This window comes from Porphyrobacter sp. AAP60 (genome assembly GCF_001296025.1).
GTDB lineage: Bacteria > Pseudomonadota > Alphaproteobacteria > Sphingomonadales > Sphingomonadaceae > Erythrobacter.
Window position 1 is genome coordinate 220,932 of sequence record NZ_LJHV01000002.1, and the last position, 25,437, is coordinate 246,368.

General features: G+C 60.9%; 25 protein-coding genes and 1 tRNA gene. 14 read left to right on the forward strand and 12 right to left on the reverse strand.

All coding sequences use genetic code 11. The features are described 5' to 3' along the window. The first annotated feature begins 21 nt into the window (after positions 1–21). On the forward strand, positions 22–1,956 hold the full coding sequence (locus IP79_RS01605) for a potassium transporter Kup (RefSeq protein WP_054117498.1): 1,935 nt from the start codon (positions 22–24) through the stop codon (positions 1,954–1,956). Between the two features lie 12 nt (positions 1,957–1,968). Here IP79_RS01605 and IP79_RS01610 read toward each other — a convergent pair whose 3' ends face one another. The 6 genes from IP79_RS01610 to IP79_RS01635 form a co-directional block, all read right to left on the reverse strand. Next, positions 1,969–2,529, reverse strand: a complete 561-nt coding sequence (locus tag IP79_RS01610) for a chloramphenicol phosphotransferase CPT family protein (protein ID WP_082336947.1) — start codon at positions 2,527–2,529, stop codon at positions 1,969–1,971. An 8-nt stretch (positions 2,530–2,537) separates the two neighbouring features. After that, positions 2,538–3,218 carry an inner membrane-spanning protein YciB gene (locus IP79_RS01615; RefSeq protein ID WP_054117500.1) on the reverse strand — a complete coding sequence of 227 codons (681 nt, stop codon included), beginning with the start codon at positions 3,216–3,218 and terminating at the stop codon, positions 2,538–2,540. A 67-nt stretch (positions 3,219–3,285) separates the two neighbouring features. Continuing rightward, a complete protein-coding gene (gene ftsY, locus IP79_RS01620) occupies positions 3,286–4,209 on the reverse strand; it encodes a signal recognition particle-docking protein FtsY (RefSeq protein ID WP_054117501.1) in 924 nt (307 codons plus the stop codon). Further along, entirely contained in the window at positions 4,206–5,381 is a 1,176-nt protein-coding gene (locus IP79_RS01625; RefSeq protein ID WP_197273707.1) for a MiaB/RimO family radical SAM methylthiotransferase, read from the reverse strand. The genes ftsY and IP79_RS01625 overlap by 4 nt, the downstream gene beginning before the upstream one ends. Further along, complete coding sequence (dapF, locus tag IP79_RS01630; RefSeq protein WP_054117502.1) at positions 5,378–6,202, reverse strand: diaminopimelate epimerase; 825 nt, start codon at positions 6,200–6,202, stop codon at positions 5,378–5,380. Before dapF ends, IP79_RS01625 begins: the two co-directional genes overlap by 4 nt. An 88-nt stretch (positions 6,203–6,290) precedes the next feature. Beyond that, on the reverse strand, positions 6,291–7,931 hold the full coding sequence (locus IP79_RS01635; RefSeq protein WP_233994045.1) for a putative bifunctional diguanylate cyclase/phosphodiesterase: 1,641 nt from the start codon (positions 7,929–7,931) through the stop codon (positions 6,291–6,293). 207 nt (positions 7,932–8,138) lie between these two features. Between IP79_RS01635 and IP79_RS01640 the strand changes: the two genes are divergently transcribed. Next, positions 8,139–8,546 carry an EVE domain-containing protein gene (locus tag IP79_RS01640; protein WP_054117977.1) on the forward strand — a complete coding sequence of 136 codons (408 nt, stop codon included), beginning with the start codon at positions 8,139–8,141 and terminating at the stop codon, positions 8,544–8,546. 130 nt (positions 8,547–8,676) lie between these two features. After that, positions 8,677–8,847 (forward strand): general stress protein CsbD, encoded by a 171-nt coding sequence (locus IP79_RS01645; protein ID WP_054117503.1) that lies wholly within the window; start codon positions 8,677–8,679, stop codon positions 8,845–8,847. 51 nt (positions 8,848–8,898) lie between these two features. On the opposite strand, the gene IP79_RS01650 is transcribed toward IP79_RS01645, so the two are convergent. Continuing rightward, the gene (locus IP79_RS01650; RefSeq protein ID WP_233994046.1) at positions 8,899–10,614 is read right to left on the reverse strand and encodes a thiamine pyrophosphate-binding protein; all 1,716 of its coding nucleotides are present in this window, start codon (positions 10,612–10,614) and stop codon (positions 8,899–8,901) included. A gap of 177 nt (positions 10,615–10,791) precedes the next feature. On the opposite strand from IP79_RS01650, the gene IP79_RS01655 reads away from it, so the two are divergent. Then, positions 10,792–10,983: a hypothetical protein gene (locus tag IP79_RS01655; protein ID WP_054117505.1), complete on the forward strand. Its 192-nt coding sequence runs from the start codon at positions 10,792–10,794 to the stop codon at positions 10,981–10,983. Here IP79_RS01655 and IP79_RS01660 read toward each other — a convergent pair. Next, entirely contained in the window at positions 10,980–12,296 is a 1,317-nt protein-coding gene (locus tag IP79_RS01660; RefSeq protein WP_054117506.1) for an MFS transporter, read from the reverse strand. The two genes, IP79_RS01655 and IP79_RS01660, sit on opposite strands and share 4 nt — an antisense overlap. Positions 12,297–12,449: 153 nt before the next feature. Here IP79_RS01660 and pgsA point away from each other — a divergent pair, with 153 nt between their 5' ends. Continuing rightward, positions 12,450–13,058: a CDP-diacylglycerol--glycerol-3-phosphate 3-phosphatidyltransferase gene (pgsA, locus tag IP79_RS01665; RefSeq protein ID WP_054117507.1), complete on the forward strand. Its 609-nt coding sequence runs from the start codon at positions 12,450–12,452 to the stop codon at positions 13,056–13,058. A 60-nt stretch (positions 13,059–13,118) separates the two neighbouring features. Here pgsA and IP79_RS01670 read toward each other — a convergent pair whose 3' ends face one another. The 3 genes from IP79_RS01670 to rnd all read right to left on the reverse strand — a co-directional run bounded on the left by IP79_RS01670 (position 13,119) and on the right by rnd (position 15,670). Further along, the gene (locus IP79_RS01670; RefSeq protein ID WP_082336951.1) at positions 13,119–13,397 is read right to left on the reverse strand and encodes a hypothetical protein; all 279 of its coding nucleotides are present in this window, start codon (positions 13,395–13,397) and stop codon (positions 13,119–13,121) included. A 127-nt stretch (positions 13,398–13,524) separates the two neighbouring features. Beyond that, positions 13,525–14,421, reverse strand: coding sequence for a hydrogen peroxide-inducible genes activator (locus IP79_RS01675; RefSeq protein ID WP_054117508.1), 897 nt, complete (start codon positions 14,419–14,421; stop codon positions 13,525–13,527). A 10-nt stretch (positions 14,422–14,431) separates the two neighbouring features. Beyond that, positions 14,432–15,670 carry a ribonuclease D gene (gene rnd, locus IP79_RS01680; RefSeq protein ID WP_054117509.1) on the reverse strand — a complete coding sequence of 413 codons (1,239 nt, stop codon included), beginning with the start codon at positions 15,668–15,670 and terminating at the stop codon, positions 14,432–14,434. A gap of 194 nt (positions 15,671–15,864) precedes the next feature. On the opposite strand from rnd, the gene aspS reads away from it, so the two are divergent. From aspS to IP79_RS01725, 9 genes are all read left to right on the forward strand, one after another. Then, complete coding sequence (gene aspS / locus IP79_RS01685) at positions 15,865–17,661, forward strand: aspartate--tRNA ligase (protein WP_054117510.1); 1,797 nt, start codon at positions 15,865–15,867, stop codon at positions 17,659–17,661. Between the two features lie 120 nt (positions 17,662–17,781). After that, on the forward strand, positions 17,782–18,018 hold the full coding sequence (locus IP79_RS01690) for an acyl carrier protein (RefSeq protein WP_017666217.1): 237 nt from the start codon (positions 17,782–17,784) through the stop codon (positions 18,016–18,018). Between the two features lie 174 nt (positions 18,019–18,192). Further along, a complete protein-coding gene (gene fabF, locus IP79_RS01695; protein WP_054117511.1) occupies positions 18,193–19,452 on the forward strand; it encodes a beta-ketoacyl-ACP synthase II in 1,260 nt (419 codons plus the stop codon). Between the two features lie 4 nt (positions 19,453–19,456). Further along, positions 19,457–20,422: an endolytic transglycosylase MltG gene (gene mltG / locus IP79_RS01700; protein ID WP_054117512.1), complete on the forward strand. Its 966-nt coding sequence runs from the start codon at positions 19,457–19,459 to the stop codon at positions 20,420–20,422. A 56-nt stretch (positions 20,423–20,478) separates the two neighbouring features. After that, the gene (locus tag IP79_RS01705) at positions 20,479–21,012 is read left to right on the forward strand and encodes a 2'-5' RNA ligase family protein (protein ID WP_054117513.1); all 534 of its coding nucleotides are present in this window, start codon (positions 20,479–20,481) and stop codon (positions 21,010–21,012) included. Between the two features lie 21 nt (positions 21,013–21,033). Then, positions 21,034–21,762, forward strand: a complete 729-nt coding sequence (locus IP79_RS01710) for a cyclic nucleotide-binding domain-containing protein (RefSeq protein ID WP_054117514.1) — start codon at positions 21,034–21,036, stop codon at positions 21,760–21,762. 89 nt (positions 21,763–21,851) lie between these two features. Beyond that, positions 21,852–21,928: transfer RNA gene (locus IP79_RS01715), tRNA-Met, on the forward strand. 192 nt (positions 21,929–22,120) lie between these two features. After that, positions 22,121–23,500 carry an NAD-dependent succinate-semialdehyde dehydrogenase gene (locus IP79_RS01720; protein ID WP_054117515.1) on the forward strand — a complete coding sequence of 460 codons (1,380 nt, stop codon included), beginning with the start codon at positions 22,121–22,123 and terminating at the stop codon, positions 23,498–23,500. 42 nt (positions 23,501–23,542) lie between these two features. Continuing rightward, positions 23,543–24,148: an SDR family oxidoreductase gene (locus IP79_RS01725; protein WP_054117516.1), complete on the forward strand. Its 606-nt coding sequence runs from the start codon at positions 23,543–23,545 to the stop codon at positions 24,146–24,148. Positions 24,149–24,281: 133 nt separating this feature from the next. On the opposite strand, the gene IP79_RS01730 is transcribed toward IP79_RS01725, so the two are convergent. After that, complete coding sequence (locus IP79_RS01730) at positions 24,282–25,412, reverse strand: pyridoxal phosphate-dependent aminotransferase (RefSeq protein ID WP_082336952.1); 1,131 nt, start codon at positions 25,410–25,412, stop codon at positions 24,282–24,284. Positions 25,413–25,437: the final 25 nt, after the last annotated feature.

Here is a 25,437-nt window from a genome sequence, read left to right on the forward strand (position 1 = left end):
GCAGCGGGAAATCCGATTGAGATGATCACCACAGCATCACCCGCCGCTTCGGCCGCTCATGCCCATGGGCCAAAAGCCTCCACCCTGACGCTTGCCGCAGGCGCAGTTGGGGTGGTTTTTGGCGATATCGGCACCAGCCCACTTTACGCGTTTCGCGAAACCTTCGCTTCGCACAACGGCGTGCCGGGCATCACCCCGGATGCCGCCCATATCCACGGGGTGTTGAGCCTCGTGTTCTGGTCGATGATGATGGTGGTGACGCTCAAATACGTCTTCACCATCATGCGCGCCGACAACAAGGGTGAAGGGGGCAGTCTGGCGCTGCTGGCGCTGATCCGCCGCGCATCGGACAATCGCCGGTGGACCGCGCCGCTGATCCTGCTGGGCGTGTTCGCCACGGCACTGTTCTATGGCGATAGCATGATTACGCCCGCTATCTCGGTGCTGTCTGCCACCGAGGGTCTGCAATACATTGTCCCCGGCTTCAAACCGTGGATCGTGCCGACAGCGGTGGCGATTCTGGTATGCCTGTTCGCGCTCCAATCCCGCGGGACGGAACGGGTAGGCAAGCTGTTCGGCCCGATCATGCTGACCTATTTCGGCATGCTGGCGACGCTTGGCGTGATGCATCTCTCCGCCAATCCGGCAATTATTCTGGAAACGATCAATCCGCTGAATGCGGTCAATTTCTTCGTCACCGATGGCTTTGTCGCCTTTGTCGCGCTCGGCAGCGTGGTGCTGGCGGTGACTGGGGCCGAGGCGCTTTATGCGGACATGGGCCACTTCGGCCGCAAGCCAATCGGCATTTCGTGGCTGACCTTCGTGTTTCCCGCGCTGATGCTCAATTACATGGGTCAAGGCGCGATGGTGCTGTCGCAAACCTCGCCCGAGGCGGCGGCAGCGTTGATCAAAGATCCGTTCTTCCTGATGATCCCTGATATGGTGCGGGTGCCGGTCATCATCCTCGCTTTGCTGGCCACGATCATCGCCAGCCAGGCGGTGATTTCCGGCGCTTTCAGTCTGACTCAGCAGGCGATCCAATTGGGCTTCATCCCGCGGATGGACATTCGCCACACCAGCGCTTCGGCGGCAGGGCAAATCTATATTCCGGCGATCAACTGGGGCCTGATGGTGATGGTGATCCTGCTGGTTCTGTTCTTCCAGTCTTCAAGCAATCTGGCTGCCGCCTATGGCATCGCGGTGACGGGCGCGATGTTCATCGACACGCTGCTGCTGGCCGCGGTGCTGCTCTCGCTGTGGCGCTGGCCGCTGTGGAAGGCGCTGCCGCTGGTGATCGCCTTCCTGATCGTGGATGTCGCCTATTTCGGCGCGAACCTCATCAAGGTGCCGCAGGGCGGGTGGGTGCCGCTTGCCATCGGGTTCGTGATCTTCACGCTGCTGACCACATGGGCGCGCGGACGCACGCTGATGCGCGAACGGATGAGCGAAAGCGCGCTGCCGCTGGAGATTTTCGCCAAGTCGGCCAAGAACTCCGCCTTCCGCGTCCCCGGCACAGCGATCTTCATGGCATCGAGCACGGCAGGCGTGCCGTCTGCGCTGCTGCACAACATCAAGCACAACAAGGTGCTGCACGAACGTGTGGTGATCCTGACGATCAGCATTGCCGATGTCCCCTATGTCGATCCCGAAGCGCGCTGCGAGATGACCGATCTGGGCGACGGATTCTACCGTGCCGTGCTGCATTATGGCTTCATGGAGGAAACCGACGTGCCGCTCGGGCTGAAAAAGCTGGAGCGCTGCGGCGGCACCTTCGACATGATGCAAACCAGCTTCTTCCTTTCACGCCAGACGCTGCTGCCTTCGGAAAAGCCGGGAATGCCGCTGTGGCGCGAGAAGATTTTCGCGTGGCTGCTGCGCAATTCGGCAAGCGCGATGGATTTCTTCAAGCTGCCCACCAACCGCGTGGTGGAGCTGGGGAGCCAGGTGGAGATTTAGAGGCTCCGCCGCTTAGCCTGTCGCCTGTGAGAACGATGCAGGCAATCGGACGGAAATTTCGCGAGCCAGCATGGCGGGCGATTGGTCTGTGCTATCCACTTCGATGTCATAACGCATGTGTGCGTGCACGACGTCAATCTGCCCTCGCGCCTGACCAATCACCCGATCACCGCGCGTGATTTCCCGGCGATCGAGTTCCTCGGGAGAGCAATGCACGCCGACGAATATAGTCTCGATGCCCGAAAGGACTTCCATCCAGTCGCGGCGCAGTTCTTCGGTGAAGATGACTTCATCGCAGATCAGGTCGACGCCGCACCTGGCGATAGCTGCCACAGAGCGGTGATGCGCCTTCAAACATGTCAGCCCAACTGGCCCGAAATTCAGCCGAACCAGATTGCGCTCGTCGCGGTCGAAGAAAAAGCCTTCGCTATTGTTGTGAAGGCGGTCGGGCAGCATCGCAAAGGCATCGTCGATACCTGTCATGCAGTAGGGGCGTACAAGCTGAGCTTGAAGGGCGCGTGCGATGCTCGTCTTTCCCGCCGAAGTCGTGCCGTTGAGAAAAATCAGACCCATCGCACATCTCACCCCGTCGGCGGTTCGTCCTTGAGCACCTCGTCCTTGTCCTCGAAACTCAGCCCGTGCTTCAGCAGCATCGGGATCTGGCTGAAGGTGAACAGGAAGGTCAGCGGCAGGAACACCCAGATCTTGGCCCACAGCCAGCCTTCGAAATCCATCTGGGCGCGCAATACTTCATTGAGGCCCGCCAGCGCGAGAAAGAACACTCCCCAATTGCGCGACAGCTTGAGCCAACCTTCGTCCGACAGACCCTCGAATGCGGCTTCGAGCAGGATTTTCAGCAGTGCCTTGCCTGCAAAGAACCCGGCCAACAACACGACACCAAAGCTGGCGTAGATGATCGTCGGTTTCAGTTGCACGAAGGTCGGGTCGCCGAAGAAGATCGTCAGACTGCCAAAGCCGACGATCAGTGCGGTTGAGAACCACAGCATCGGCGATACCTTGCCAAGTCGCAATTTCGACACCAGCAGCGCGATGACGGCAGCGACCATGAAAGCGCCGGTGCCATTGATGATCGCGCCCAGTTCTCCTGCCGGATTGGGCGTTTCCGGCGCGCTCCAGCGATAGACGCCGAGAAACACCAGCAGTGGGCCGTAATCGACCGCGACGTTGAGCCAGCTTGAGGCCGGGGACTTCTCTTTCCCCGTTCGTGCTGAGCTTGTCGAAGCACTGTCTTTCTCTTCCAACGTCACGCTCCAAGAATGAAAAAAGCAGCCCTTCGACAAGCTCAGGGCGAACGGTGATGGGATGAGGCTAAGCCACTCCTGCAATTACGCGCGCCACCAGATCGGGATCGAACGGGCGCAGGTCTTCCATTTTTTCGCCCACCCCGATGGCGTGGATCGGCAGGCCGTATTGCTCTGCCGCTGCCACCAGCACCCCGCCGCGCGCGGTGCCATCCAGCTTGGTCATGATCAGGCCGGTGACGCCGGCGACTTCCTTGAACACGTCGATCTGGGCCAGCGCGTTCTGGCCGTTGGTGGCATCCAGCACCAGCACCACATCATGCGGGGCTTCGGGATTGATACGGCCGAGGACGCGGCGAATTTTCGCCAGCTCCTCCATCAGCTCTGCCTTGTTCTGCAAGCGGCCTGCCGTATCGACGATCAGCGCATCGATACCGGTATCGGTTGCCTGTTTGACCGCGTCGAACACGATCGCCGCCGGATCGCCACCTTCCGGCCCGCGCACCAGATCAACCCCGATACGGCCCGCCCATGTCGCCAGCTGGCCGATGGCGGCGGCGCGGAAAGTGTCGCCCGCCGCCAGCAGCACGCCGTAGTCATCCTCCTGAAACAGGTGGGCGAGTTTGGCAATGGTGGTGGTCTTGCCGCTGCCGTTGACCCCGATCACAAGAATTACCTGCGGGCGCGGAAAGGCCGTGATTTCGAGCGGCTTGGCGACCGGGCGCAGGATCGCGGCGATTTCCTCGGCCACGGCCTCGCGCAGTTCGCGGGTGGTAATTTCAAGGCCGAAGCGCTTGTCCGAAAGCCGCGCGCGGATGCGCCCCGCCGCAGCCGGGCCAAGGTCTGACATGATCAGCGCGTCTTCGACCTCGTCCAATGTCGCATTGTCGAGCTTTGCCGCGCCGCCCACCCCGGCAAGATTGGCGGTCAAGCGTTCCGAGGTTTTGGCGAAGCCGCCGAACAGGCGCTGGCTCCAGCTGGATTCACTCATGCGAGCAGGCCTTCCTTGACCCTTTGCGTTGCAACATCGACGATCTGCCCGGCTTTTACAGCAGGGGAGAGCATCACGCGGGCGTAATTGGGGGCATAGCCCGTGCCGTCGCGTTCGGCGAGGACGGGCAGGGTTTCACCCACAAGGCTGGCGAGCCATGCGGCGCGGCGGGTGGCGGCGCGGGCGCGCAGGTCTGCCGCGCGGGCCTTCACCACATCGCGCGGTACCTGCGGCATCCTTGCCGCAGGGGTGCCGGGTCGGGGCGAGAACGGGAAGATATGCGCGTGGACGATATCGAGTTCGTCGATGATCGACAGGTTATCGCCATGGTGCGCGATGGATTCGGTCGGGAAGCCTGCAATCAGGTCTGCGCCGATGGCAACGTCAGGGCGCAGCGCCTTCAATCGGGCAACCAGTTCTACCGCGTCGCGGCGAAGGTGACGGCGCTTCATGCGCTTGAGGATCAGATCCGCACCGTGCTGCAAGCTGAGGTGCAGATGCGGCATCACCCGCGCCTCGTGCGCAAGCAGTTCGAACAGGGCTTCGTCGATTTCGACGCCGTCCACCGATGACAGGCGCAGGCGGGGCAGGGCGGGGAAGGCATCAAGGATCGCCGCGACCAGCACGCCGAGCCGCGGTGCGTCAGCCAGATCATGGCCCCATGACGTCAGATCGACCCCGGTAAGCACGACTTCTTTTGCGCCCACGGCCAGATGAGTTTCCACCTCGCGCAGCACTTCGGTGACGGGAAGCGAGCGGCTGACCCCGCGCCCTTGCGGGATGACGCAGAAGGTGCAGGCGTGATCGCATCCATTCTGCACCGCGATGAAAGCGCGGGTGCGGGCAGGAGCGACGGGAGCGGCTCCGCCAGCGATGTTCCATGCCCTTGGATCCAGTTTGGCGGCGTTGGCGATCAGGCCGTCAACTTCGTCCATCCTGCCGATTTCGGCCCGGTCGATCTCTGCCGCGCAGCCGGTCACCACCAACCGCGCCTGCGGATGATCGCGGCGCGCGCGGCGGATTGCTTTCTTCGTCTGGCGCACGGCTTCGCCCGTCACCGCGCAGGAATTGATAACGACGAGATTCTCCCCGCCCGCCAGCATCGCCCGCATCTTTTCGCTTTCCGCGATGTTCATGCGGCAGCCGAGGCTGATGATATGCGGCGCGTTCAAGCCTGCGGTCCCCCGGCGTAATCGGCCCAGTCGAAGGTGCCGCGAAATGCCTCGGCCGCAGGGCCGCTCATCAGGATGGTGCCGCCAGCCTGCCATGCGATCACCAGATCGCCGCCGGGCAAAGTAACGCGCACCGGGCTTTGCACCAACCCGCGCCGGATCGCCGCCACGGCGGTGGCGCAGGCCCCGGTGCCGCAAGCCTGGGTCAGGCCCGCGCCGCGTTCCCACACCCGGAGGCGCAAATGATCCGGCCCGGCAAGGCTGGCGACATTCACGTTCACGCGTTCGGGAAACAGCGGATCATGTTCGATCACCGGGCCAAGCGTTTCGAGCGGCACGGTATCGGCATCGTCAACAAAGAAGATCGCATGCGGATTGCCAACATTGACGGCCATCGGTGCGGTCAATTCGTCCCAACCCACCGGCATGGTGAAGCTGTCCATCGGGTAGGCAAGCGGGATCGCATCCCAATCGAACCGGGGTGCGCCCATGTCCACCCGGGCACCGCCATCCAGTGGCTCGAGCGCAATCGGCCCGCCGCTTGTCTCGATGGTGACAGGTGCGCCGTGCAATAATGCGACTGCGCGGCTGGCATTGCCGCAGGCTTCCACCTCGCCGCCATCGCTGTTGAAGATCCGCATCCGGAAAGCGTGCGTGTCACTGGGTTCCAGCACGATCAGCTGATCGCAGCCGATGCCGGTGCGGCGATCGGCAATGGCGCGGGCTGCCTGCGGGGTCACGACAGGCAAGGGCGCCGCGCGCCCGTCCAGCACGACGAAATCGTTGCCGAGCCCGTGCATCTTGATGAAGGGAATGCGCATCGTCACGGCTGCGCATCTATGCACCGCTGCGCCTCACGTCCAGTCCCGACCCGCCATGGGGCCGGGCCATCTTAGTGCCGCTCCCGTATCAGCCCTTGGCTGAACGGTGCGGCGATGGCATCGGCAAGTTGGTGGCTGCGGTTTCGCGTGCGGTGATCGGACTGCCCGTTCTCACAACCAGCCTGCCAGCCAAATGCAGCCTTTGACGTACCGTCTCGCTGTCTTCGGGCACCCCGTAAAGATAGCCTTGCGCCTTCAGCCGTCCCAGCGGCTTTAATGCCTGCAGGATGGCATCATCCTCGACCCCTTCGGCGGTCAGCGGGAGATCCAGCCCCCGGCCGAGAGAGACAATGGCTTCGACGATCCGCGAACGCCCGCCGGGCTTGCGCAGTTCGCTGGTGAAGCTGCGATCGATCTTGATGCGGTCAAAGGGCAGGTGATGCAGTTGTTCGATACTGGAATAGCCGGTACCAAAATCATCGAGGCTTATGGTCACCCCCTGATTGCGCAGGCTGGTGATCATCGATCGCACCATGCCGATATTTTCGTGCAGGCAGCTTTCGGTAATCTCGATTTCCAGCCGCTGCGGCGGGAAGCCTGTTTCCACCAGCATCTTGAGCAAGCGCTGGGCAAACCATGGGTCGCGAAGCTGAACCGGGGAGACATTGACTGATAGGGTCAGGCCATCATCCCACTCGCGCGCGTCGACAAACGCTTTTTCCATCAGGCGTTCCGACAAAGCGGCGATCACGCCGATTTCTTCGGCAATGGGTACGAAGATTTCAGGGCTGATCAGGCCGAGCTGCGGCGATTTCCAGCGGGCGAGCATTTCAAAGCCGACAAGCTCGCCGCTTTGAACATCCACCTGCTGTTCGTAAAAGGGCACAAATTCGTCCTGTACCAACCCGCGCCGGATGCCGACTTCGAGTTGATTGCGGAACCGCAATTCGCGTTCCATGCTTGGCTCGAACCAGAAAAACCGGTTCCGACCCTGCTTCTTTGCGTGGAACAGCGCGATGTCGGCGCGGTGCATCAACGTGGCGGAATCGGATTCGCGGCAGATGCTGCCATCGGCTTCATGATCGGCGGCCAGTCCGATCGATGTGGTCATTTCGAGCGTCAAATCCTGGAGTTCAAACGGCAGCGACATTTGTTCGAACAGGCGGATCACCAGATCATCCACACGTTCGCGCTGGGTGGCGGGATAGGCCATGACAAACGCGAATTCATCGCCGCCGAGTCGCGCCAAACGTGCATCACGGGGCAATTGCCCGCGGACCCGGTCACACAGCATCACGAGCACCGCGTCGCCTGCGGTGTGGCCGTGCATATCGTTGACCTGCTTGAAATTATCGATGTCGATCATGCAATAGGCGAGAGCCTCGCCGCGTTCCTCCGCGCGGATACGCAAGGCTTCGGTCGCGTCGGCCATGCTGCGCCGGTTAAGGCAGCCAGTCAGCGGATCGGTGGCCGCCAGTTCCTGCGCGCGTGCTTCGGCGCGGCGGCGCTCTGCAATCTCGCGGGTCAGTTCGCGGTAACGGCGCCACCCGAAAAGCACCAGTGCGACGTTGAGCAACATCGCGCTGACCATGATATTGTCAGGACGGGGGCCTCCGCCCAGCAACGAATCCAGTGCCTTGGGCAGAACCGATCCACCGGTTCCGACCAGCAGGATGATCGCAGCGGTCGCAATGCCCAACGCGATAAAATCGCGTTCGGCTGCGTTCAAGGCGTTGTCCGGCTCTTGATCCATCGAAATTGTTCGCCCCACTCACCCGGCGCCAACTAAAGCAATGCTTTCGGCGACCCGGACCGGTTTGTCAGATCACGCTAAAGATCGGGTTAATTTGCGGCGGTTGCGATGCCCGGGGACTTGGCGATCGGCGAAGCGGCAGGCTATCGGGGCGCTTTGCTGCAAAACGGAGCGCGCCGCTGCATGGCTTACTGGTTGATGAAATCCGAACCATTCAAATACAGCTGGGATGATCTCGTCGCGGAAGGGGAGGGCACGTGGGATGGGGTGCGCAATTATCAGGCGCGCAACAATCTGGCAGCCATGCAAGTCGGGGACGAGGCGTTTTTCTACCACTCGCGCGAAGGGCTGGAAATTGTCGGTATCTGCACCGTCAGCGTAGCAGGGATTACCGACCCCACCGACGAGACGGGCAAATGGGCGGCGGTCAAGATCAAGCCCGGGCAGAAGCTAGCGCATCCGGTAACGCTCACCGCAATCAAGTCAGAACCGCGCCTGGCTGAAATCCAGCTGATCCGGCAATCGCGCCTGTCAGTCTGCGCAATCACGCCGCGCGAATGGCAGATCATTTGCGAGATGGCTGGAGGGTAGGCTTGGGCAGCTTATCGCGCCAAAGCAACCACCTGCCTTGCAAGTCACGCCTGAATGGAACATTACAAAAGCTTCTCTCTTATCCAGTTCAAACGGCACAAGACCAGCCGTTGATAAATAGGAGATTATCATGGGTAAGCTGACCGAAAACATCAAAGGCAATGTCAACGAAGCTATTGGCAAGGCCAAGCAGCATTCGAACGATCCTGAAACCAAAGCCGATGGCGCCAAGCAGGAACTGAAGGGCAAAGCCCAGCAGGCCAAAGGCGACATTCAGGGTGCCTTGGGCGACGATATCTAAAATCGTTCACTGAATACTTACGAAAGGCCGCTCCTTTAAGGGGCGGCCTTTTTATTTGCGTTTCCCAGCGGGCCTCGCCCTTGCGCGCAGTCCGCTGATCGTTGCTCCGCTCGCGGCAATGCGTTCAAGATCGGTGAGCGCGTGGATCAGGCGGATGCCACCGCGGCTTTTGGCTTCATCAAGCGCGGCGATAAACTGCGCTGTGCTTTCGACACGCGTGCTCCATGCGCCATAGGCCGCGCCCAATGCGGAGAAATCGGGATTGGCGAGCGTGGTGGCGGATACGCGGCCGGGATATTCGCGTTCCTGATGCATCCGGATCGTTCCATAGGCGCCGTTGTCGATCACCACCACGATCAGATTGGCACCATATTGGGCAGCGGTGGCGAGTTCCTGTCCGTTCATGAGGAAATCGCCGTCGCCGGCCACGGCAACGATGGTGCGTTCGGGATATCGCAATGCGGCGGCAATCGCGGCGGGAACGCCGTAACCCATCGCGCCGCAGGTTGGGGCCAGCTGGCCCGGATAGGCCGCATAACGCCAGTAACGGTGCCACCAACCGGCAAAATTGCCCGCGCCGTTGCAGATAATCGTGTCGGCCGGAAGACTATCACGCATGGCAGCAACACAAGCGGCCAGATCAATGGCAGCGTCCGACGCAGGCGGTGTCGCCCATTCCAGCCATTCGCGGTGCGCCTCGGCCCCGGCATCGAACGGGATGATCCCCGCGTCCTCCCATAGTGCAGCACATTCGGCAAACTCATCCACTCCGCAGCATAGCGCCAGATCGGTGCGGTAGACCCGGCCCAGCTCTTCGGGATCGGGGTGGATGTGGATCAGCATCTGCCCCGGATGCTCCAGCGACGGCACGGTATACCCATCGGTCGTCGCCTCTCCCAGCCGCGCACCGACGGCGACGACCAGATCGGCCTGCTTTACCCGTTCGACCAGCTTGGGATTGGGGCCGTAACCCAGATTTCCGGCAAAGACCGGGCAATCCGGACGGATAGCGTCCTGCCGGCGGAAGGCGGTGGCCACAGGCAGGCCGATACGTTCGGCAAATTGCTGGAAATAGTCACGCGCCTTGCTGTTCCAGCCAGCACCGCCGATGATTGCGACCGGGCTCGCAGCATCAGCGATCATATCGAACATCGCCTGCATTGCATCAGGGCAAGCGGCCTGCGCGGTGCGGGTGACGAAAGGGCGGGGCGAGAGGGCGGCGGACACCTGCTCAACCAGCATATCCTCCGGCAAAGCCAGTACCACCGGGCCGGGCCTGCCATTGATCGCAGTCGCATAAGCGCGGGCGATATATTCGGGAATGCGCGCCGGATCATCGATGCGGGCAGCCCATTTGCAGATGGGGCCGAAGAACGCCGCGAAATCGATCTCCTGAAAGCCCTCGCGCCCCTGCATCCCGCGCGCGACATCGCCGACAAACAGGATCATCGGCTGCGAATCCTGATGGGCGACATGCACGCCGATGCTGGCATTGGTCGCACCGGGGCCGCGCGTCACAAAGGCAACGCCGGGACGCCCGGAGCCTGCCGCGCCCATAGCGCCATCAGCGCAGGCCATGAACGCCGCGCCGCCTTCCTGGCGGCAAGTGATCACGTCGATTTCCGGCCGGTCTGGCAAGGCGTCCAGCACCGCGAGAAAGCTTTCGCCGGGCACGGTAAAGATCCGCTCGCACCCTTGCGTCGCAAGGCATTCTACCAGCAAGGTAGCCGCGCTGCGCGGGGCATCTGGGCGCGTGGAATCAGGCACGAAACATTCTCCCATCTTGTAAGCTTTGGCCTCTACCGCCGGGGGCAGCGCGGCGCAAATTCTCCCGCAAGGTTAAGACCGCCCTGATCATGTCCCACCCTGCAACACTTTGCGCGCACAGGTTCCAAAAGGTTAAGAAAGTCTTAAAGTCTCCGCCAAGAAATGGAGACTCGCAAAATGCGTCGCAGCTTGGTTCTTACTGACGAAACGGCCCGCCACTGGTTCCGCGCCAGCCTGCCGCCACATGTGAAGCGCGACTTGTTTCCGATCCCGGCAGAAGCCTTGTGGCGGCTGACAATGGCGGATGTGCGCGGCTTCGCCAGCACCTATGTCGCAACAACGGCTGCGGTACTCGCCTTCATCATCTAGAATGTTTCGGGCGGTCGCAGCGCTTCGGTGGCGTGCAGCTTGCGCGCCAGCTGGGCCGAAAACAGGCACAGGATAAGGCTGACCAATAGCTGTTCCTGCAGCGGAATACCCAGCACACCCAGCGCGCCCGCCACGCCTGCCCCCACCACCATGAAGATCGACGAGATGAAGTTGTTCGCCGCGACCGAACGCGAAGCCTCGCTCTTGTCGACACGGGTGGTGAGAAAGGCATAAAGCGGCACCACGAACATCCCGCCTGCAACCGCAATCAGCAAAAGATTGACAATCAGCGCCAGCGCCAGCGGTTGCACCAGAAATTCGCCCACCGTGAACAGTTCGCCTGCCGGTTCAAGATTCCACACCCGGCACAATGCATAAAAACCGATCAGCAACACACCAAGCGCCATCACCGACCGCGCCGAATAACGCGCCGAGATATCGCCTTTCAGCAACGCATTGATCGAAACCGAGCCAATCGCGATACCGGCAGAAAATGCCACCAGCAGCACAGCGGCGACCTGTTTGTCAGCAAGCAGCACGTTCTTGGCGAGCGGGATGAACTGCACAGAGAGGATCGCCGCGATCGTCCAGAAATAACTGATCGCCAACACCGAATAACGCAATTCGGGATTGCCCATCGAAAAGGTGATGAGCGATTTCGATGCGCGGATCGGATTCCAGTCCACCTTGGTTTCAGCGCATTGGGCAGGCGCAGGCGGGACAAACCGGCAGGTGGCATAGCCGATCAGCGCGATCAGGATCACACCAACGATACTCCACATGATCGGCAGCGCGCCGCCCAGCATCATGCCGACAAGGATCGCGAGATAAGTGCCTGCTTCCACCAGTCCGGTGCCTGCCAGCACTTCTTCCTTGTGCAAATGCTGCGGCAGGATCGCGTATTTGATGGGGCCGAAGAAGGTGGAATGCACTCCCATCGCAAACAGCGCGACAAACATCAGCGGGATCGCAAGGCTTTCCACCTGCATGCCTCTGGCGGCCAGCAGCAGGCCAGTGGCACCAACCGACATGATCAGGATTTCGGCAAACTTGATCCAGCGGATGATCTTGGTCTTGTCCCGCATGTCGGCCAGCTGGCCTGCTGTGGCGGAAAACAGCACGAAGGGCAGCACGAAAACCGCCGTCGCCACGCCGCTGATCAGCGTTTCGGTCTCAGGCGAATCATACACCTGATAGACCACGAACAGCACCATCGCGTTCTTGTAGAGATTGTCGTTCAGCGCATTGAGCAGCTGGGTCAGGAATAACGGCAGAAAGCGCCGCTGGCCCATAAGATGCGTCGATGTGGTCATCCGGTAATTTTGCCAGTGCTTCCCGTTACGTTATTGCCGGACATAGCGGGGGCGCGGCCATTCACAAGTGTGCTGAAGAAAGCGCCAGACTGCGAACAGGCCACGCGATTGGGGTTTTGCGTAGCGGAAAGCCGCGCTAAGCGGGGATCAGTCATGTCGAGCCTGCCCAACATTCTCACCCTGTCGCGCATCTTTGCGGTGCCGATGCTGGCGTTTTTCCTGTGGTGGCCCGAATGGCGGCTGGGGTATCTGATCGGCTTTGTGCTCTATTGCGTGATCGCAATAACCGATTTCTTCGATGGTTATCTGGCACGCTCCTACGGCACCGTTTCGAAACTGGGCATATTCCTCGATCCGATTGCCGACAAGATCATGATCGCTGCGGTCATTCTGGTTCTGACCGCGCAAGGGTTTCTGCGCGGGCCTTGGGCGGGGGATGTCCATGTGATCGCCGGGCTGGTCATTCTGGTGCGCGAAATTGCAGTGAGCGGCCTTCGAGAATTTCTCGGCGGATTGCAGATTTCGATACCGGTTTCGAACCTCGCCAAGTGGAAGACGACGTTTCAACTGGTGGCGCTGGGAGCGCTGATCCTTGGCGGGGCGGTGCATGGCCAGCCGTGCCAGTCGGTGTTCGAGGCTTGTGGCAGCATTGCAGAAAGCTGGGTTCATCTGGTGGGGTTGGTGGCGCTATGGACCGCAGCGGTGCTGACCTGCATCACCGGCTGGGATTACCTGCGGGTCGGTTTGAAGCACATGGATTGAAGGGTTGTTGCGAAGGCCAGAGGGTGCCGCTTTCGGGTGCGATTGCGGAACATCGTCATCTTAATCGAGACGAACAGTGTTGCCTTTCAAAAGCCCCGAGCAAACCGCCCCCTCGACGCGCTGTCCTGAGGGAGCTTTGGCTTCGAACGCGGTTGCAAAGACGTCACCTTGCCCACAATCGAAATAGGCATAGCCCGTGATCTGCACTTCTGTGTATCCTTGCGCATTCAGAACATTGGTGGCGCGATCAGGTGTCGTGCAGGCCACCGGGGCAGCAAAAGGAAATGCAGCTATCAGCGCGATCCCGACCCCGATCTGCATCAATTTTTTCCGCCGCATCGTAGGAAAGATGTCACATATCAATGATGTCCGCAACGGGGCTCCGTCCGGAACGGCAGCTTTTGCTGGTCTACCGTGACTAAGCTACCATGCGTTCAATTGTGATGCGCGATATGATCTCCTCGCCTCAACCCGCCCGCAGTTCTTCCGCCAGCAACAGGAAATCGGCCTCGCGCGGGGAGTTTCTGCGCCATGCGAGCACAATTTCGCGCTTGGCGGTGGGGCTGTCCACGGGGCGGGCGACGACCTGGGTTCCGGCGAGAATGCCTGCCTTCAGCGCCATTTCGGGCAGCATGGTCAGGCCCAGATCATTGTCGACCAACTGCACCAATGTGTGCAGGCTGGTGCCGATCATCGCCGCACTGGCGCGCAGTTCGGCGCGATTGCACGCCGCCAGCGCGTGATCGCGCAGGCAATGGCCATCTTCCAGCAGCATCAGGCGGCCCTGATCGATCATATCCGGCTTGATCGTCGCGGGCGGATCGCGCGGGTCATCCTTGGGGAAGGCGATGAACAGCCGGTCGTCTGCGATGTGCGCGATCGCCGCATCGCCGGTGTCGAAGGGCAGGGCCAGAAGCACGCAATCGACCCGCCCGTGGCTTAGCGATTCGAGCGCGTCGTGACTGGTTTCCTCGCGCAGCAGCAGCTTCAGATCGGGTCGTTCGCGCTTAAGACGGGGCAACACGCGCGGCAGCATGAAAGGTGCGATGGTGGGGATCACGCTCATCCGCAATTCGCCCGATAGCGGCTTGCCCGAAGCCTGTACCAGATCGGCAAGCTCTTCCGCCTCGCGCAGCAACCGGTTGGCCTTGGCCACCACCTGTTCGCCCAGCGCAGTAAAGCGCACCACCCGGCGCGAGCGCTCCACCAGCGTCACGCCCAACAGGGATTCCAGTTCGCGGATGCCTGCCGACAGCGTTGATTGCGACACGAAGCTGGCATCGGCCGCACGCCCGAAGTGGCCGTGTTCATGCAGCGCGACCAGATATTGCAATTGCTTGATGGTGGGCAGGTAAGTGCTCATGCGCGCGCGCTCATTCCGCTGCCAGCGTGCCCGGCTCGTCGGCGTCCAACACTTCTACCGGATCAGCCGGCTCCACTACCACCACATCGTCGATATGCGTCATCTTGAGGCGACCCTTTTCGACTGCGAAGGCCAGTTTGCCCTCGACCAGATCAAGCGCGTCCTTGCCGAACACCTCGAACCGCCAGCCCTGCAAGACCGGCAGATCGCGCATGCCTGCGGCGAGCGATTCCATTTCGTCGGCGCGGGTCAGCAGGCGCGGGGCAACGTCGATCTCGCGGGCACGGATCTTGAGCAGCAGCTTCAGCAGATCGGCAACCAGCGCGCCTTCCTTGCCCAGCGGTGCGCCGCGCTTTTCCTTGTCCGGCATCTCGGATTTGGGCAGCGGTTCGGCCTCGGCGATGATTTTCATCAGTCGCTTGCCGATGTCGTTATCTTTCCATGCGGCAGAAAGTCCGCGCACCTTGGCCAGATCGGCCTGCGATTTGGGCGGGTGGCTGGCAATATCGGCCAACGTTTCATCACGCATGATGCGGCCTCGCGGGATGTTCTTGTGCTGGGCCTCGGCCTCGCGCCATCCGGCCAGCGCCTTCATCCGGCCCAGAACCTGGGGGTTACGGCCCGGCTGACGGATGCGTTTCCAGGCAAGGGCGGGATCGGTGATATAGTTCGACGGATCGGCCAGCTTTTCCATTTCGGCATCCAGCCACAAGCCGCGGCCGGTCTTGATCAGTTTCTTGAGGATGCGCGGGAAGATGGTCGCAAGGTGGGTGACATCGCCGATGGCATATTCGATCTGCCGGTCGGTCAGCGGGCGGCGGCTCCAATCGGTAAAGCGCGCGCCCTTGTCGATCGTCAGGCCCATCCACGTTTCGACCAGGTTGGCATAACCGATCTGTTCGGACTGGCTGATGGCCATCATCGCGATCTGCGTGTCGAAAATCGGCTGCGGGGTCTTGCCGGTGAGGTTGACGATGATTTCAACGTCCTGCCCGCCGGCGTGGAAGACTTTCAGCACGTCGTCATTGTCGCACATCAGATCCAGCAGCGGTTTCAGGTCGATACCCGGCGCCATCGGATCGATTGCGGCAGCCTCTTCTGTGTTGGCGATCTGCACCAGGCACAGTTCAGGCCAATAGGTGTTTTCGCGCATGAACTCGGTATCGACCGCGACAAATTCCGATTTGGCGAGGCGTTCGCACAGGTCAGAGAGGGCTTCGGTGGTGGTGATCAGCTCGTGAATTTTCATGTCATCTTTGCTCGTTGGGGCGGAGTGCCGCCCTCGGGATTGAACCCATGTTACCCCGCCCCCTGTACCAAGCTTGGCTTGACAAAGTGCAAGGCTTGCCCTGTTAGCGCGCCGGTAAAGGCCCGGATCAGGCTCACCCTTTTCCGGCTGCCCGGCGCCCTAGCGTCATAGCCTCGGACAGGACAAGAGTTTAGATGCACCCCTACCGCACACACACTTGCGCACAGCTTTCTTCAGCTCAGGTGGGCGAAACCGTCCGCCTGTCGGGCTGGGTGCACCGCAAGCGCGATTTTGGCGGGCTGTTGTTCGTCGATCTTCGTGACCACTACGGCATCACGCAGATCGTTGCCGATGCGGATTCGCCCGCCTTGGCGGTGCTTGATCGGCTGCGGGTGGAATCGGTCATCACCATCGAAGGCGAGGTAAAGGCCCGTTCTGCCGAAACGGTGAACCCGCGCCTCGCCACCGGCGAGGTCGAAGTTTATGCACGCAGCATCACGGTGCAAAGCGCATCGGAAGAACTGCCGCTGCCGGTTGCCGATGAACAGCCATACCCTGAAGACGTGCGGCTGAAGTACCGCTTCCTCGATCTGCGGCGCGAAACGCTGCACAAGAACATCATGACCCGCGTGGCAGTGGTTTCTGATATTCGTGCGCGGATGGCGGCGGTGGGCTTCAATGAATTCTCGACCCCGATCCTGACCGCGTCCAGCCCCGAAGGCGCGCGCGACTTTCTGGTGCCGAGCCGCATTCACGCAGGCAAGTTTTATGCGCTTCCCCAAGCGCCGCAGCAGTACAAGCAGCTGTTGATGGTGGCCGGGTTCGATCGCTATTTCCAGATCGCGCCGTGTTTCCGCGATGAAGATCCGCGCGCTGATCGTCTGCCGGGCGAATTCTACCAGCTCGATCTGGAAATGAGCTTCGTCACGCAGGAAGAAATCTGGGACACGATGGAGCCGGTGATTGCCGGCACGTTCGAAGCCTTTGCCGATGGCAAGAAGGTTACACCGGCAGGCCAGTTCCCGCGCATCGCCTACGATGATGCGATGCTGAAATATGGCAGCGACAAGCCCGATCTGCGCAACCCGCTGATCATTTCCGATGTGTCGCAACACTTCACCCAATCCGGCTTCGGCTTGTTCGAGAAGATCGTCGGCGGCGGTGGTGTTGTCCGGGTCATCCCGGCACCCGGCACCCACGAAAAGAGCCGCAAGTTCTTTGATGAAATGAATGATTGGGCGCGCAAGGAAGGCTTTGCAGGCCTCGGCTATGTCACCCGCAAGGGTGGCGAATTCGGGGGGCCGATTGCCAAGAACCACGGTGCTGACCGCATGGCTGCTCTTTATGCAGAACTCGGCCTTGGCGAAAACGACGGGCTGTTTTTTGCCGCGGGCAAGGAAGCCGATGCTGCCAAGCTGGCCGGTGCGGCCCGTATTCGTGTGGGCGAGGAACTGGGCCTGATCGACGAAGATGCCTTCGCGCTCGCATGGATCGTCGATTTCCCGTTCTACGAATGGAACGAGGACGAAAAGAAGGTCGATTTCAGCCACAACCCCTTCTCGATGCCGCAGGGCGGGATTGATGCGTTGAATGGTCAGGACCCGCTGACGTTGAAGGCGTTCCAGTACGACCTCGTTTGCAACGGCTATGAAATCGCCAGCGGATCGATCCGCAACCACATGCCGGAAACCATGGTCAAGGCGTTCGAGATTGTCGGGCTTTCCAAGGCCGATGTCGAAGAACGCTTCGGCGGCATGTACCGCGCGTTCCAGTATGGCGCGCCGCCGCATGGCGGGATGGCTGCCGGCGTTGACCGCATCGTCATGCTGCTGTGCGGGGTCAAGAATCTGCGTGAAATCTCGCTGTTCCCGATGAACCAGCGCGCTGAAGACCTTCTGATGGGTGCGCCGAGCCCGGCCGAACCACGCTCCTTGCGCGAATTGCATCTGCGCGTGGTGGAGCCACCCAAGAAAGACGGCCCTTCAGCCTGACGTTTCACCGGGCATGACGTTACGGCTTGATAAGCCCCCTCTCATGCCCACTTGCACTTGCCCGCGCCGTTCATTAGGGCGGGCACGAGTTTTTCTAACCCCAGTTCAAGAGGGAATACCATGAGCGATACTGCTGACCGGGTGGCCAAGATTGTTGTCGAGCATCTCGGCGTGGAAGCTGACAAGGTTACTCAGGATGCCAGCTTCATTGATGATCTTGGCGCTGACAGCCTCGACATCGTCGAATTGGTGATGGCATTCGAAGAAGAATTCGGCGTCGAAATCCCCGACGATGCGGCTGAAAAGATCACCACTGTTGGTGATGCGACCAAGTACATCGAAGAACACAAGGGCTAAGCGCGGGGGCTAAGGCCCGCAAGGATGCCCCGGTGTCCGCGCAATCCCGCCGTTTCCTTGAGCAGGAGAAGGCGGGGCATTTGTCTGGCAGCATGTTTGCGGACGCGCGGATCAGGGCTTAGACAGGCTCAGCCCATTTACGGGTTGGGCCTGTTGCTTTTTCGGAGAAGTTGAATGCGCCGTGTGGTTGTAACCGGGCTTGGCCTTGTCACCCCGCTGGGGGCTGATGTCGAAACGACATGGGCCAATCTGATTGCTGGCGAAAGCGGGGCCGGGCAGATCACCCGGTTCGATGCCTCGAACCAGAAATGCACCATTGCATGCGAAGTGAAGCCCAAGGATCACCCTTGGGGCTTCGACCCTGACAAGCGGGTCGATCATAAGGTGCAACGGCAGGTCGATCCCTTTATCGTTTACGGTATCGATGCCGCTGGCCAGGCGCTGGAAGACGCGGGCCTGACCGACATGACCCAGGCCGAGAAAGAACGCACCGGCTGTTCGATCGGCTCGGGCATCGGCGGGCTGCCGGGGATCGAGATCGAAAGCGTCAATCTGCACGAACGCGGGCCTTCGCGGGTTTCGCCGCACTTCGTGCATGGCCGGCTGATCAACCTGATCACGGGTCAGGTGCAGATCAAATACGGCTTCATGGGGCCGAACCACGCGGTGGTGACGGCCTGTTCCACCGGCGCGCACTCGATTGGCGATGCCGCGCGAATGATCATGGCGGATGATGCCGACATCATGCTGGCAGGCGGGGCGGAAGGTACCGTCAACCCGCTTGGCATTGCCGGTTTCGCGCAGGCGCGCGCGCTCAACATGAGCATGAATGACCGCCCGACCGAAGCCAGCCGGCCCTATGACAAGGGCCGCGACGGGTTCGTGATGGGCGAAGGCGCGGGCGTGATCGTGCTCGAGGAATACGAGCGCGCCAAGGCACGCGGCGCAAAGATCTATGCCGAAGTTACCGGCTATGGCCTGTCGGGTGATGCCTATCACGTCACTGCCCCGCACCCCGAAGGCAAGGGCGCCGAACTTGCGATGCGCATGGCCCTGAAGAAGGCGGGCCTCGCTGCGGGCGATATCGATTACATCAACGCCCACGGCACCTCGACCATGGCTGACACGATCGAACTCGCCGCGATCAAGCGCGTGCTGGGCGATGATCTGGGCGGCGCATCGATGAGCTCGACAAAATCCGCCATCGGTCACCTGCTTGGCGGCGCCGGCGCTGTCGAAGCGATCTTCTGCATCCTTGCGATGCGCGACCAGATCGTGCCGCCAACGCTGAACCTGCACGATCCCGACGACGGCACCGAAGGCATCGATTTGGTGCCGCTGGTGGCGAAGAAGCGCGAAGTGCGCGCTGTGCTGAACAACAGCTTCGGGTTCGGCGGCACCAACGCGTCGATCATCATGCAGAAGGTCGACTGATACCGTGAAACGTGCGCGTGGCCTGCTTCTGGCGCTGCTCGTGCTGGCCGCGACAGGGCTGCTGTTCGCGTGGACGTTCCTCGGCTCGGCAACCATTGCCAAGGATACGAACTTCACGATTGCGGCGGGCAGTTCGGTTTCTGCAGTAGCGGACAAGCTGGAGGCTGAAGGGCTGATCACTTCAGCCTCGGGCTTCATGCTGCAAGCCCGCATCTTCGGGTCCGATGCTCCGATCCAGGCGGGCGAGTTCTTGCTGAAGCCGGACATGAGCCAGGGCGATATCCTTGTCGCCTTCCAATCTGGCGATGTCATCCGGCGCTTCATCACGATCCCCGAAGGCATGCCTTCGATCCTCGTGTGGGAACGGCTGATGGCCGAAGAACTGCTTTCGGGCGATGTTGAAGTGCCGCCCGAAGGCTCGATCCTGCCTGATACCTATGCTTTCGAACGCGGTCAGTCTCGCAAGAGCATTGTCGAACAGATGCAGGCGGCGATGGACAAGGCACTGGCCGAAGAATGGGCCAACCGCACTCCGCGGATTGCCGTGGATACCATGCGCGATGCGCTGATACTTGCCGCGATTGTCGAGAAGGAAACCGGCAAGCCCGAAGAACGCCGGATGGTCGCCGGGCTCTATTCCAATCGCGTTCGAACCGGCATGATGCTTCAGGCTGATCCGACGATTATCTATCCGATCACCAAGGGCAAGCCACTTGGCCGACGCATCCGCCAGTCGGAAATTGCAGCGGTCAACGGATACAATACCTACACCCGCACCGGCCTGCCCGAAGGCCCGATAACCAATCCGGGACGGGAAAGCATCGCTGCGGTCATGAACCCGGAAAACACCAATGCTCTGTTCATGGTGGCAGATGGCACCGGCGGGCACTGGTTCGCCGACACGTTGGCCCAGCACAATGCCAACGTCGCCAAATGGTATGCTATCCGCCGCGAGCGGGGCGAGATGTAGGTTTCCCCCGTCATCCCGGACTTGATCCGGGATCGCTAGCGGCTCAGGATTGCATCGTGGCTAACCCTTTTATCCTGACCGCCGCCCTGCCGACTGATCTTGGCGCGTGGGCAGAAGGTATGCGGCGCACGCATTATCCGATCGAGCGCAACCACATTCACGCCCACGTGACGCTGTTCCACGCTTTCGCCCCGTCGCTGCTTGAAGAACTGCGCGGTTTCCTCCCCAAGGTGGCTAGCGAATTCGCGTGCCCCGAAGGCGCGGTAAAAGGGGTTATGGATCTGGGAACTGGCACCGCCATCGCGCTGGAAGCGCGGCAGCTTCTGGCCTTGCGCGCTCTGATTGCAGACCATTTTCATGGCAGTCTGACGGTGCAGGATCTGCATGAACCGCGTCCGCACATCACAGTCCAGAACAAGGTGACCAAGGCAGATGCCCGCAAGCTTCAGGCCAGCCTTGGCCCGGTGCTGGCACCATGGATCGCCAAGGGCCGATTTACCTTTCCGGCGCTGGAACTGCACCGTTACTGCGGCGGGCCGTGGGAGAAACTTGGCAATTATTCCTTTCGGGGGCAAAACAGTCGTTTCTGACAAGGCTGAACGGGGCGATAAATGGGTTCTTTTATTCGGGAGTTGGCGGACCCTGGCAATATTTACGCCCATCTTTCCTATGTCCTGCTGATTGCCTCCATGATGATGACATCGCTGCGACGCCTGCGGATTTTGGCGCTCTGCAGCGGGATCGCCGCAATGTTGCATTTTACCTTGCAGACACGGGACAGCGCCAGCCTTGTCTGGGAAACGCTGTTTGTAGTGGCGAATGCTGCACAACTGGTGATCCTGCTGTACCGATCACGACGGCACGACCTGCGGCCCGATGAACACGAATTGCTGGATCAGGTGCTGCGTGTGCGTGATCCTGCCAGTCGGCGTCGCCTACTGGCATTGCTGCAATGGCGTGATGCCCAAGTGGGCGAAGCTTTGATCGAGCAAGGCGAATGCGAGCCACCGCTGATCTACATCGCCAGCGGAGCCGCTGCGGTCGAGCATGACGGGCAGCAGGTCGGGGTGTGTGGGCAGGGAGACTTCCTGGGCGAGATGAGCCTCGTTTCCGGTGAACGTGCTTCGGCGTCGGTGGTGGTCGCCAATCGCATGCGGATCGCTGTGATTGACCGCCACGCGTTAGAGGACGCCGCCCGGCAATCACCCGAGATTGGCTATGTCTTCGACAGTGCAATCAACCGCGGACTGGCAGACAAGGTTTTGCGCATGAACCAGTCGGCAGCAGCCTCCGGCGCCGTAATTTCAGGCAATCAGGGAATTCCTGATTTGGCCAGTTGACCCAAAGTCCATGTCGCCTTAGATGCGCCGCTGCCCGGATCGAAGCCGGGCCCGAATCCGACTGGGCATTGCCCACCGGATGCCCATGGGGCGGAGTAGCTCAGCCGGTTAGAGCAGCGGAATCATAATCCGCGTGTCGGGGGTTCGAGTCCCTCCTCCGCTACCATCCTTGTTGCAATCCTGTTCATATCCCGATTGACGCACGCTCCAGCGCAAGCTGCAGCCGCGGTCACCGGGGTAGTGGAACAATGTCTTCGACTGTCCTGTTCGCTTGATGATGCTGCATTTCGCAGCCGAGCCGCTCGCCGCATCTTGCGTCTGCAAGCGCCTCATCCAGGCAAAATGACAGGACTTCAACATGGCCAATATCCAGACAACCAATCCAGCGACCGGCGAACAGATCGCGACCTATACTTTGGAGAACAAAGCCGAGGTTTTCGCGAAGATCGAGGCCGCGCAATCGGCATTCCTTGGCTGGCGCGAGAAATCGCATGAAGAGCGTGCACCCTACTTGCGCAAGATCGCGGCAGCGCTGCGCGAGAATACCGATAAGTTCTCCGAACTGATGACTCGTGAAATGGGGAAGTTGCTGCGCGACGGAAAGACCGAGATCGAGCTGTGCGCGCGCATTTTCGAATACACCGCCGAACACGGCCCCGCAAAACTGGCTGACGAAGAGCGTCAGCACAGCGGCGGCAAGAAGCGTGGCATCGTCACTTATGCTCCGATTGGCGTGATCTATTCTGTGCAACCCTGGAACTTCCCGGTCTATCAGCCGGTCCGTGTGCTTGCGGCCAATCTGATGGCGGGCAACGCCGTTATTCTCAAGCATGCCTCGATCTGCACCGGCAGCGGCCTGCTGCTGCGTGACCTGTGCCTTGAGGCGGGCCTTCCGGCCGGGCTGTTCGATGTTATCGTTACAGACCACGATGTATCCGATGAGGTGATCGGGCACGATCTGATCCGCGCCGTCACCATGACGGGCAGCGACGGCGCCGGAAGCCATATCGGATCGCTCGCCGCAAAACACCTCAAGAAGACCGTGCTGGAGCTGGGATCGAACGATGCCTACCTCGTGCTGGAGGACGCCGACATCGAGCTTGCTGTCAAAACCTGCGTGGCAGGCCGCCTCTACAACAATGGCGAGACCTGTGTTTCGGCAAAGCGCTTTGTCGTCACAGATGCGGTTTACGACAAGTTCGTCCCCGCCTTCGTGCAGGCCATGAAGGACGTAGTCATGGGTGATCCGATGAAGGACGATACCCAGCTTGGCCCCCTTTCCAGCCGCGAGCAGTTCAAAACGATCGCCGATCAGGTGAAAGAAAGTGTCGACAAGGGCGCAAGCCTGCTGTGTGGCGGCGATCCAGACGATGCGGCAGGCTGTTATTATCCGGCAACCGTGCTTGCCGACTGCAAGCCGGGAATGCCCGCCCATGACGACGAGCTGTTCGGCCCTGTTGCCGCGATAATCCGTGCGAAGGATGATGAAGACGCGATGCGGATCGCCAATGCCAGCCGTTACGGTCTGGGTGGCGGCATCTTTAGCAAAGACGAAGAGAAGGCCATCCGCCTGGCCCGCGACCATTTCGACACCGGGATGGTACGCATCAACTCCTTCGGTGCGGCGGATACCAACATGCCCTTCGGCGGCGTCAAGAACTCGGGTTACGGCCGCGAACACGGCGGTTTCGGAATGAAGGAGTTCGTGAACGCCAAGGCCATCTTCCTGCCCTCGTAAGGCACGGATGATTCCTCCCGAAAAATTCAACGGAGAACAGAAATGCAAATCCTAGTAGCCGGATCAACCGGCAACACCGGCACGCGGCTGGTGCGCGAGCTTCAAGCGCGCGGCCATGACCCTATCGCTCTTGTGCGGACAAGTTCGGACACATCCGGTCTGCCCGCCACCGTCAAGCAACGCGAGGGTGATCTCACTAACCTCGCCGATAATGTCACCGCTGGTTGTGAAGTGGTGGTGTTTGCTGCTGGCGCTGGCGGCGGCTCGTCCGAAGAAATGACCGATAAGGTCGATCGCGACGGCGCCAAACGGTTGATTGATCTGTCAGCCACCAGTGGTGTCCGCCGCTTTGTCATGCTCAGCAGCATTGGCGCGGGCGACCCGGATCCGGACGGCGATTTGGCCCACTATCTCAAGGCCAAACACGAGGCCGACGAACATCTCAAGTCCAGCGATCTTGAATATGCGATCTTGCGACCGGTTGCGCTGACCGATGATGACGGGAGCGGCGATGTCCGGTTAGGAGACAATGTCGATCCCCAAGGCGAGGCAGCACGCGGTGATGTGGCTAGACTGCTCGCCGATGCAGCCGAGCAGTCCGACTGGGCCGGAAAAGTCCTGAGAATGGAAAGCATTAAACAGCCATAGTCGCTTTGCGGAGGAAGCTGGGCGCGAGTTCTACTTCGCATCCGGACGCCAAACCGGAGTGTGGTTGCCCATCCTTCTGATGAGCCCGGTTTCGAAGTCTATATCTTCGATTGCCGGGCTTTTCAGGTGTGGCTCATCCCCACAGTCTGCCCGCTAACTCGGGTAGCGCAGCCGCATAGCGGGTGACATCTTCGATGCGCCCGGTGCTGACCCGAGAATAGCCTGCCCACGGGCCGTAGGCGCCTCTGATCGCGATGCCTTGTCCGGCCATTGCATCGCGCAAGGCGTTGGCATCCGGCACCTCGACAAACACGAAATTGGTTTGCGACGGCAGCGCCCTCAGCCCGGCTTTTGCTACGGCTTCAATGATCATCGCACGCCCTTCCAGAACCGCGGCGCGCGATTGGTCGAGGAATGCCATATCGTCGTAACTCGCAATTGCCGCCGCTACGCCGGCCAGATTGCCGCCGAAGCTCATCATGTGTGATTTGATGCGCAGAGCATTGGCTTCGCTGGTGATGGCGTAGCCGACACGCAAGCCGGCCATGCCATAGATTTTCGAGAAGGTGCGGCACACGATCACGTCGCTGCCCGCTCGCACCAGATCGATCATGGAATTGTCGTCTGGCAGGTCAGTCAACTCGTTATAGGCTTCGTCGACCAGCAGAGTGGCGTGCGGCGTTACCTCTGCCGCAAAGCGGCGCAGGTCGGTAGGGCTGATCAGCATGCCGGTGGGATTGTTGGGGTTGCAAATCTGCACCAGCGCAGCGCCTTCGGAAACCTTTGCGGCCATTGCCGGCAGATCGACGTTCATGTCAGCCGCCAGTGGCACCCGGATCGACTTTACGCCTTGCCGCTCGCCGTAATTCACGGTCGTGTCCCAGAACAGGTCCGGACACAGGATCGCACCTTCGCGCCCCCAGGCCAGCGCAATGGCGCACAGGATTTCGGTGGAGCCGTCGCCGACAACCACCTGCGACGGCGCAACGCGATGCCGCTCTGCGATCATCGCGGTCAGCCGCTCAAGGCCGCGATCGGTATAATAGCAGCCCATCTTGGCCGTCTCGCTGATTGCACGCAGCGCGGAAGGGGCGGGGCCATAGGGATTTTCGTTGCGACTGAGCAGGGCCTGCCCGATCTTTGGCCCGAACAACGGTTCGGCCTGCGCTTGCGACGCGGCAGCGGCAAGGCTGGAAAGGGGGAGGGCGGAAAGCCCCCCGGCAAGGCTGGCTCCGGCGAGAAAGGATCGGCGCGTTGTCGGCATGGGCAGTTCCTTGTTGGAGAGTGGC

Excerpts from the sequence above, each read along its gene's own strand:
- IP79_RS01605 (WP_054117498.1), top strand. The coding sequence starts at position 22 with ATGATCACCACAGCATCACCCGCCGCTTCGGCCGCTCATGCCCATGGG.
- IP79_RS01610 (WP_082336947.1), bottom strand. The coding sequence starts at position 2,529 with ATGGGTCTGATTTTTCTCAACGGCACGACTTCGGCGGGAAAGACGAGC.
- ftsY (WP_054117501.1), bottom strand. The coding sequence starts at position 4,209 with ATGAGTGAATCCAGCTGGAGCCAGCGCCTGTTCGGCGGCTTCGCCAAA.
- dapF (WP_054117502.1), bottom strand. The coding sequence starts at position 6,202 with ATGCGCATTCCCTTCATCAAGATGCACGGGCTCGGCAACGATTTCGTC.
- IP79_RS01640 (WP_054117977.1), top strand. The coding sequence starts at position 8,139 with ATGGCTTACTGGTTGATGAAATCCGAACCATTCAAATACAGCTGGGAT.
- IP79_RS01645 (WP_054117503.1), top strand. The coding sequence starts at position 8,677 with ATGGGTAAGCTGACCGAAAACATCAAAGGCAATGTCAACGAAGCTATT.
- IP79_RS01655 (WP_054117505.1), top strand. The coding sequence starts at position 10,792 with ATGCGTCGCAGCTTGGTTCTTACTGACGAAACGGCCCGCCACTGGTTC.
- IP79_RS01660 (WP_054117506.1), bottom strand. The coding sequence starts at position 12,296 with ATGACCACATCGACGCATCTTATGGGCCAGCGGCGCTTTCTGCCGTTA.
- pgsA (WP_054117507.1), top strand. The coding sequence starts at position 12,450 with ATGTCGAGCCTGCCCAACATTCTCACCCTGTCGCGCATCTTTGCGGTG.
- IP79_RS01670 (WP_082336951.1), bottom strand. The coding sequence starts at position 13,397 with ATGCGGCGGAAAAAATTGATGCAGATCGGGGTCGGGATCGCGCTGATA.
- IP79_RS01675 (WP_054117508.1), bottom strand. The coding sequence starts at position 14,421 with ATGAGCACTTACCTGCCCACCATCAAGCAATTGCAATATCTGGTCGCG.
- rnd (WP_054117509.1), bottom strand. The coding sequence starts at position 15,670 with ATGAAAATTCACGAGCTGATCACCACCACCGAAGCCCTCTCTGACCTG.
- aspS (WP_054117510.1), top strand. The coding sequence starts at position 15,865 with ATGCACCCCTACCGCACACACACTTGCGCACAGCTTTCTTCAGCTCAG.
- IP79_RS01690 (WP_017666217.1), top strand. The coding sequence starts at position 17,782 with ATGAGCGATACTGCTGACCGGGTGGCCAAGATTGTTGTCGAGCATCTC.
- fabF (WP_054117511.1), top strand. The coding sequence starts at position 18,193 with ATGCGCCGTGTGGTTGTAACCGGGCTTGGCCTTGTCACCCCGCTGGGG.
- IP79_RS01710 (WP_054117514.1), top strand. The coding sequence starts at position 21,034 with ATGGGTTCTTTTATTCGGGAGTTGGCGGACCCTGGCAATATTTACGCC.
- IP79_RS01720 (WP_054117515.1), top strand. The coding sequence starts at position 22,121 with ATGGCCAATATCCAGACAACCAATCCAGCGACCGGCGAACAGATCGCG.
- IP79_RS01725 (WP_054117516.1), top strand. The coding sequence starts at position 23,543 with ATGCAAATCCTAGTAGCCGGATCAACCGGCAACACCGGCACGCGGCTG.
- IP79_RS01730 (WP_082336952.1), bottom strand. The coding sequence starts at position 25,412 with ATGCCGACAACGCGCCGATCCTTTCTCGCCGGAGCCAGCCTTGCCGGG.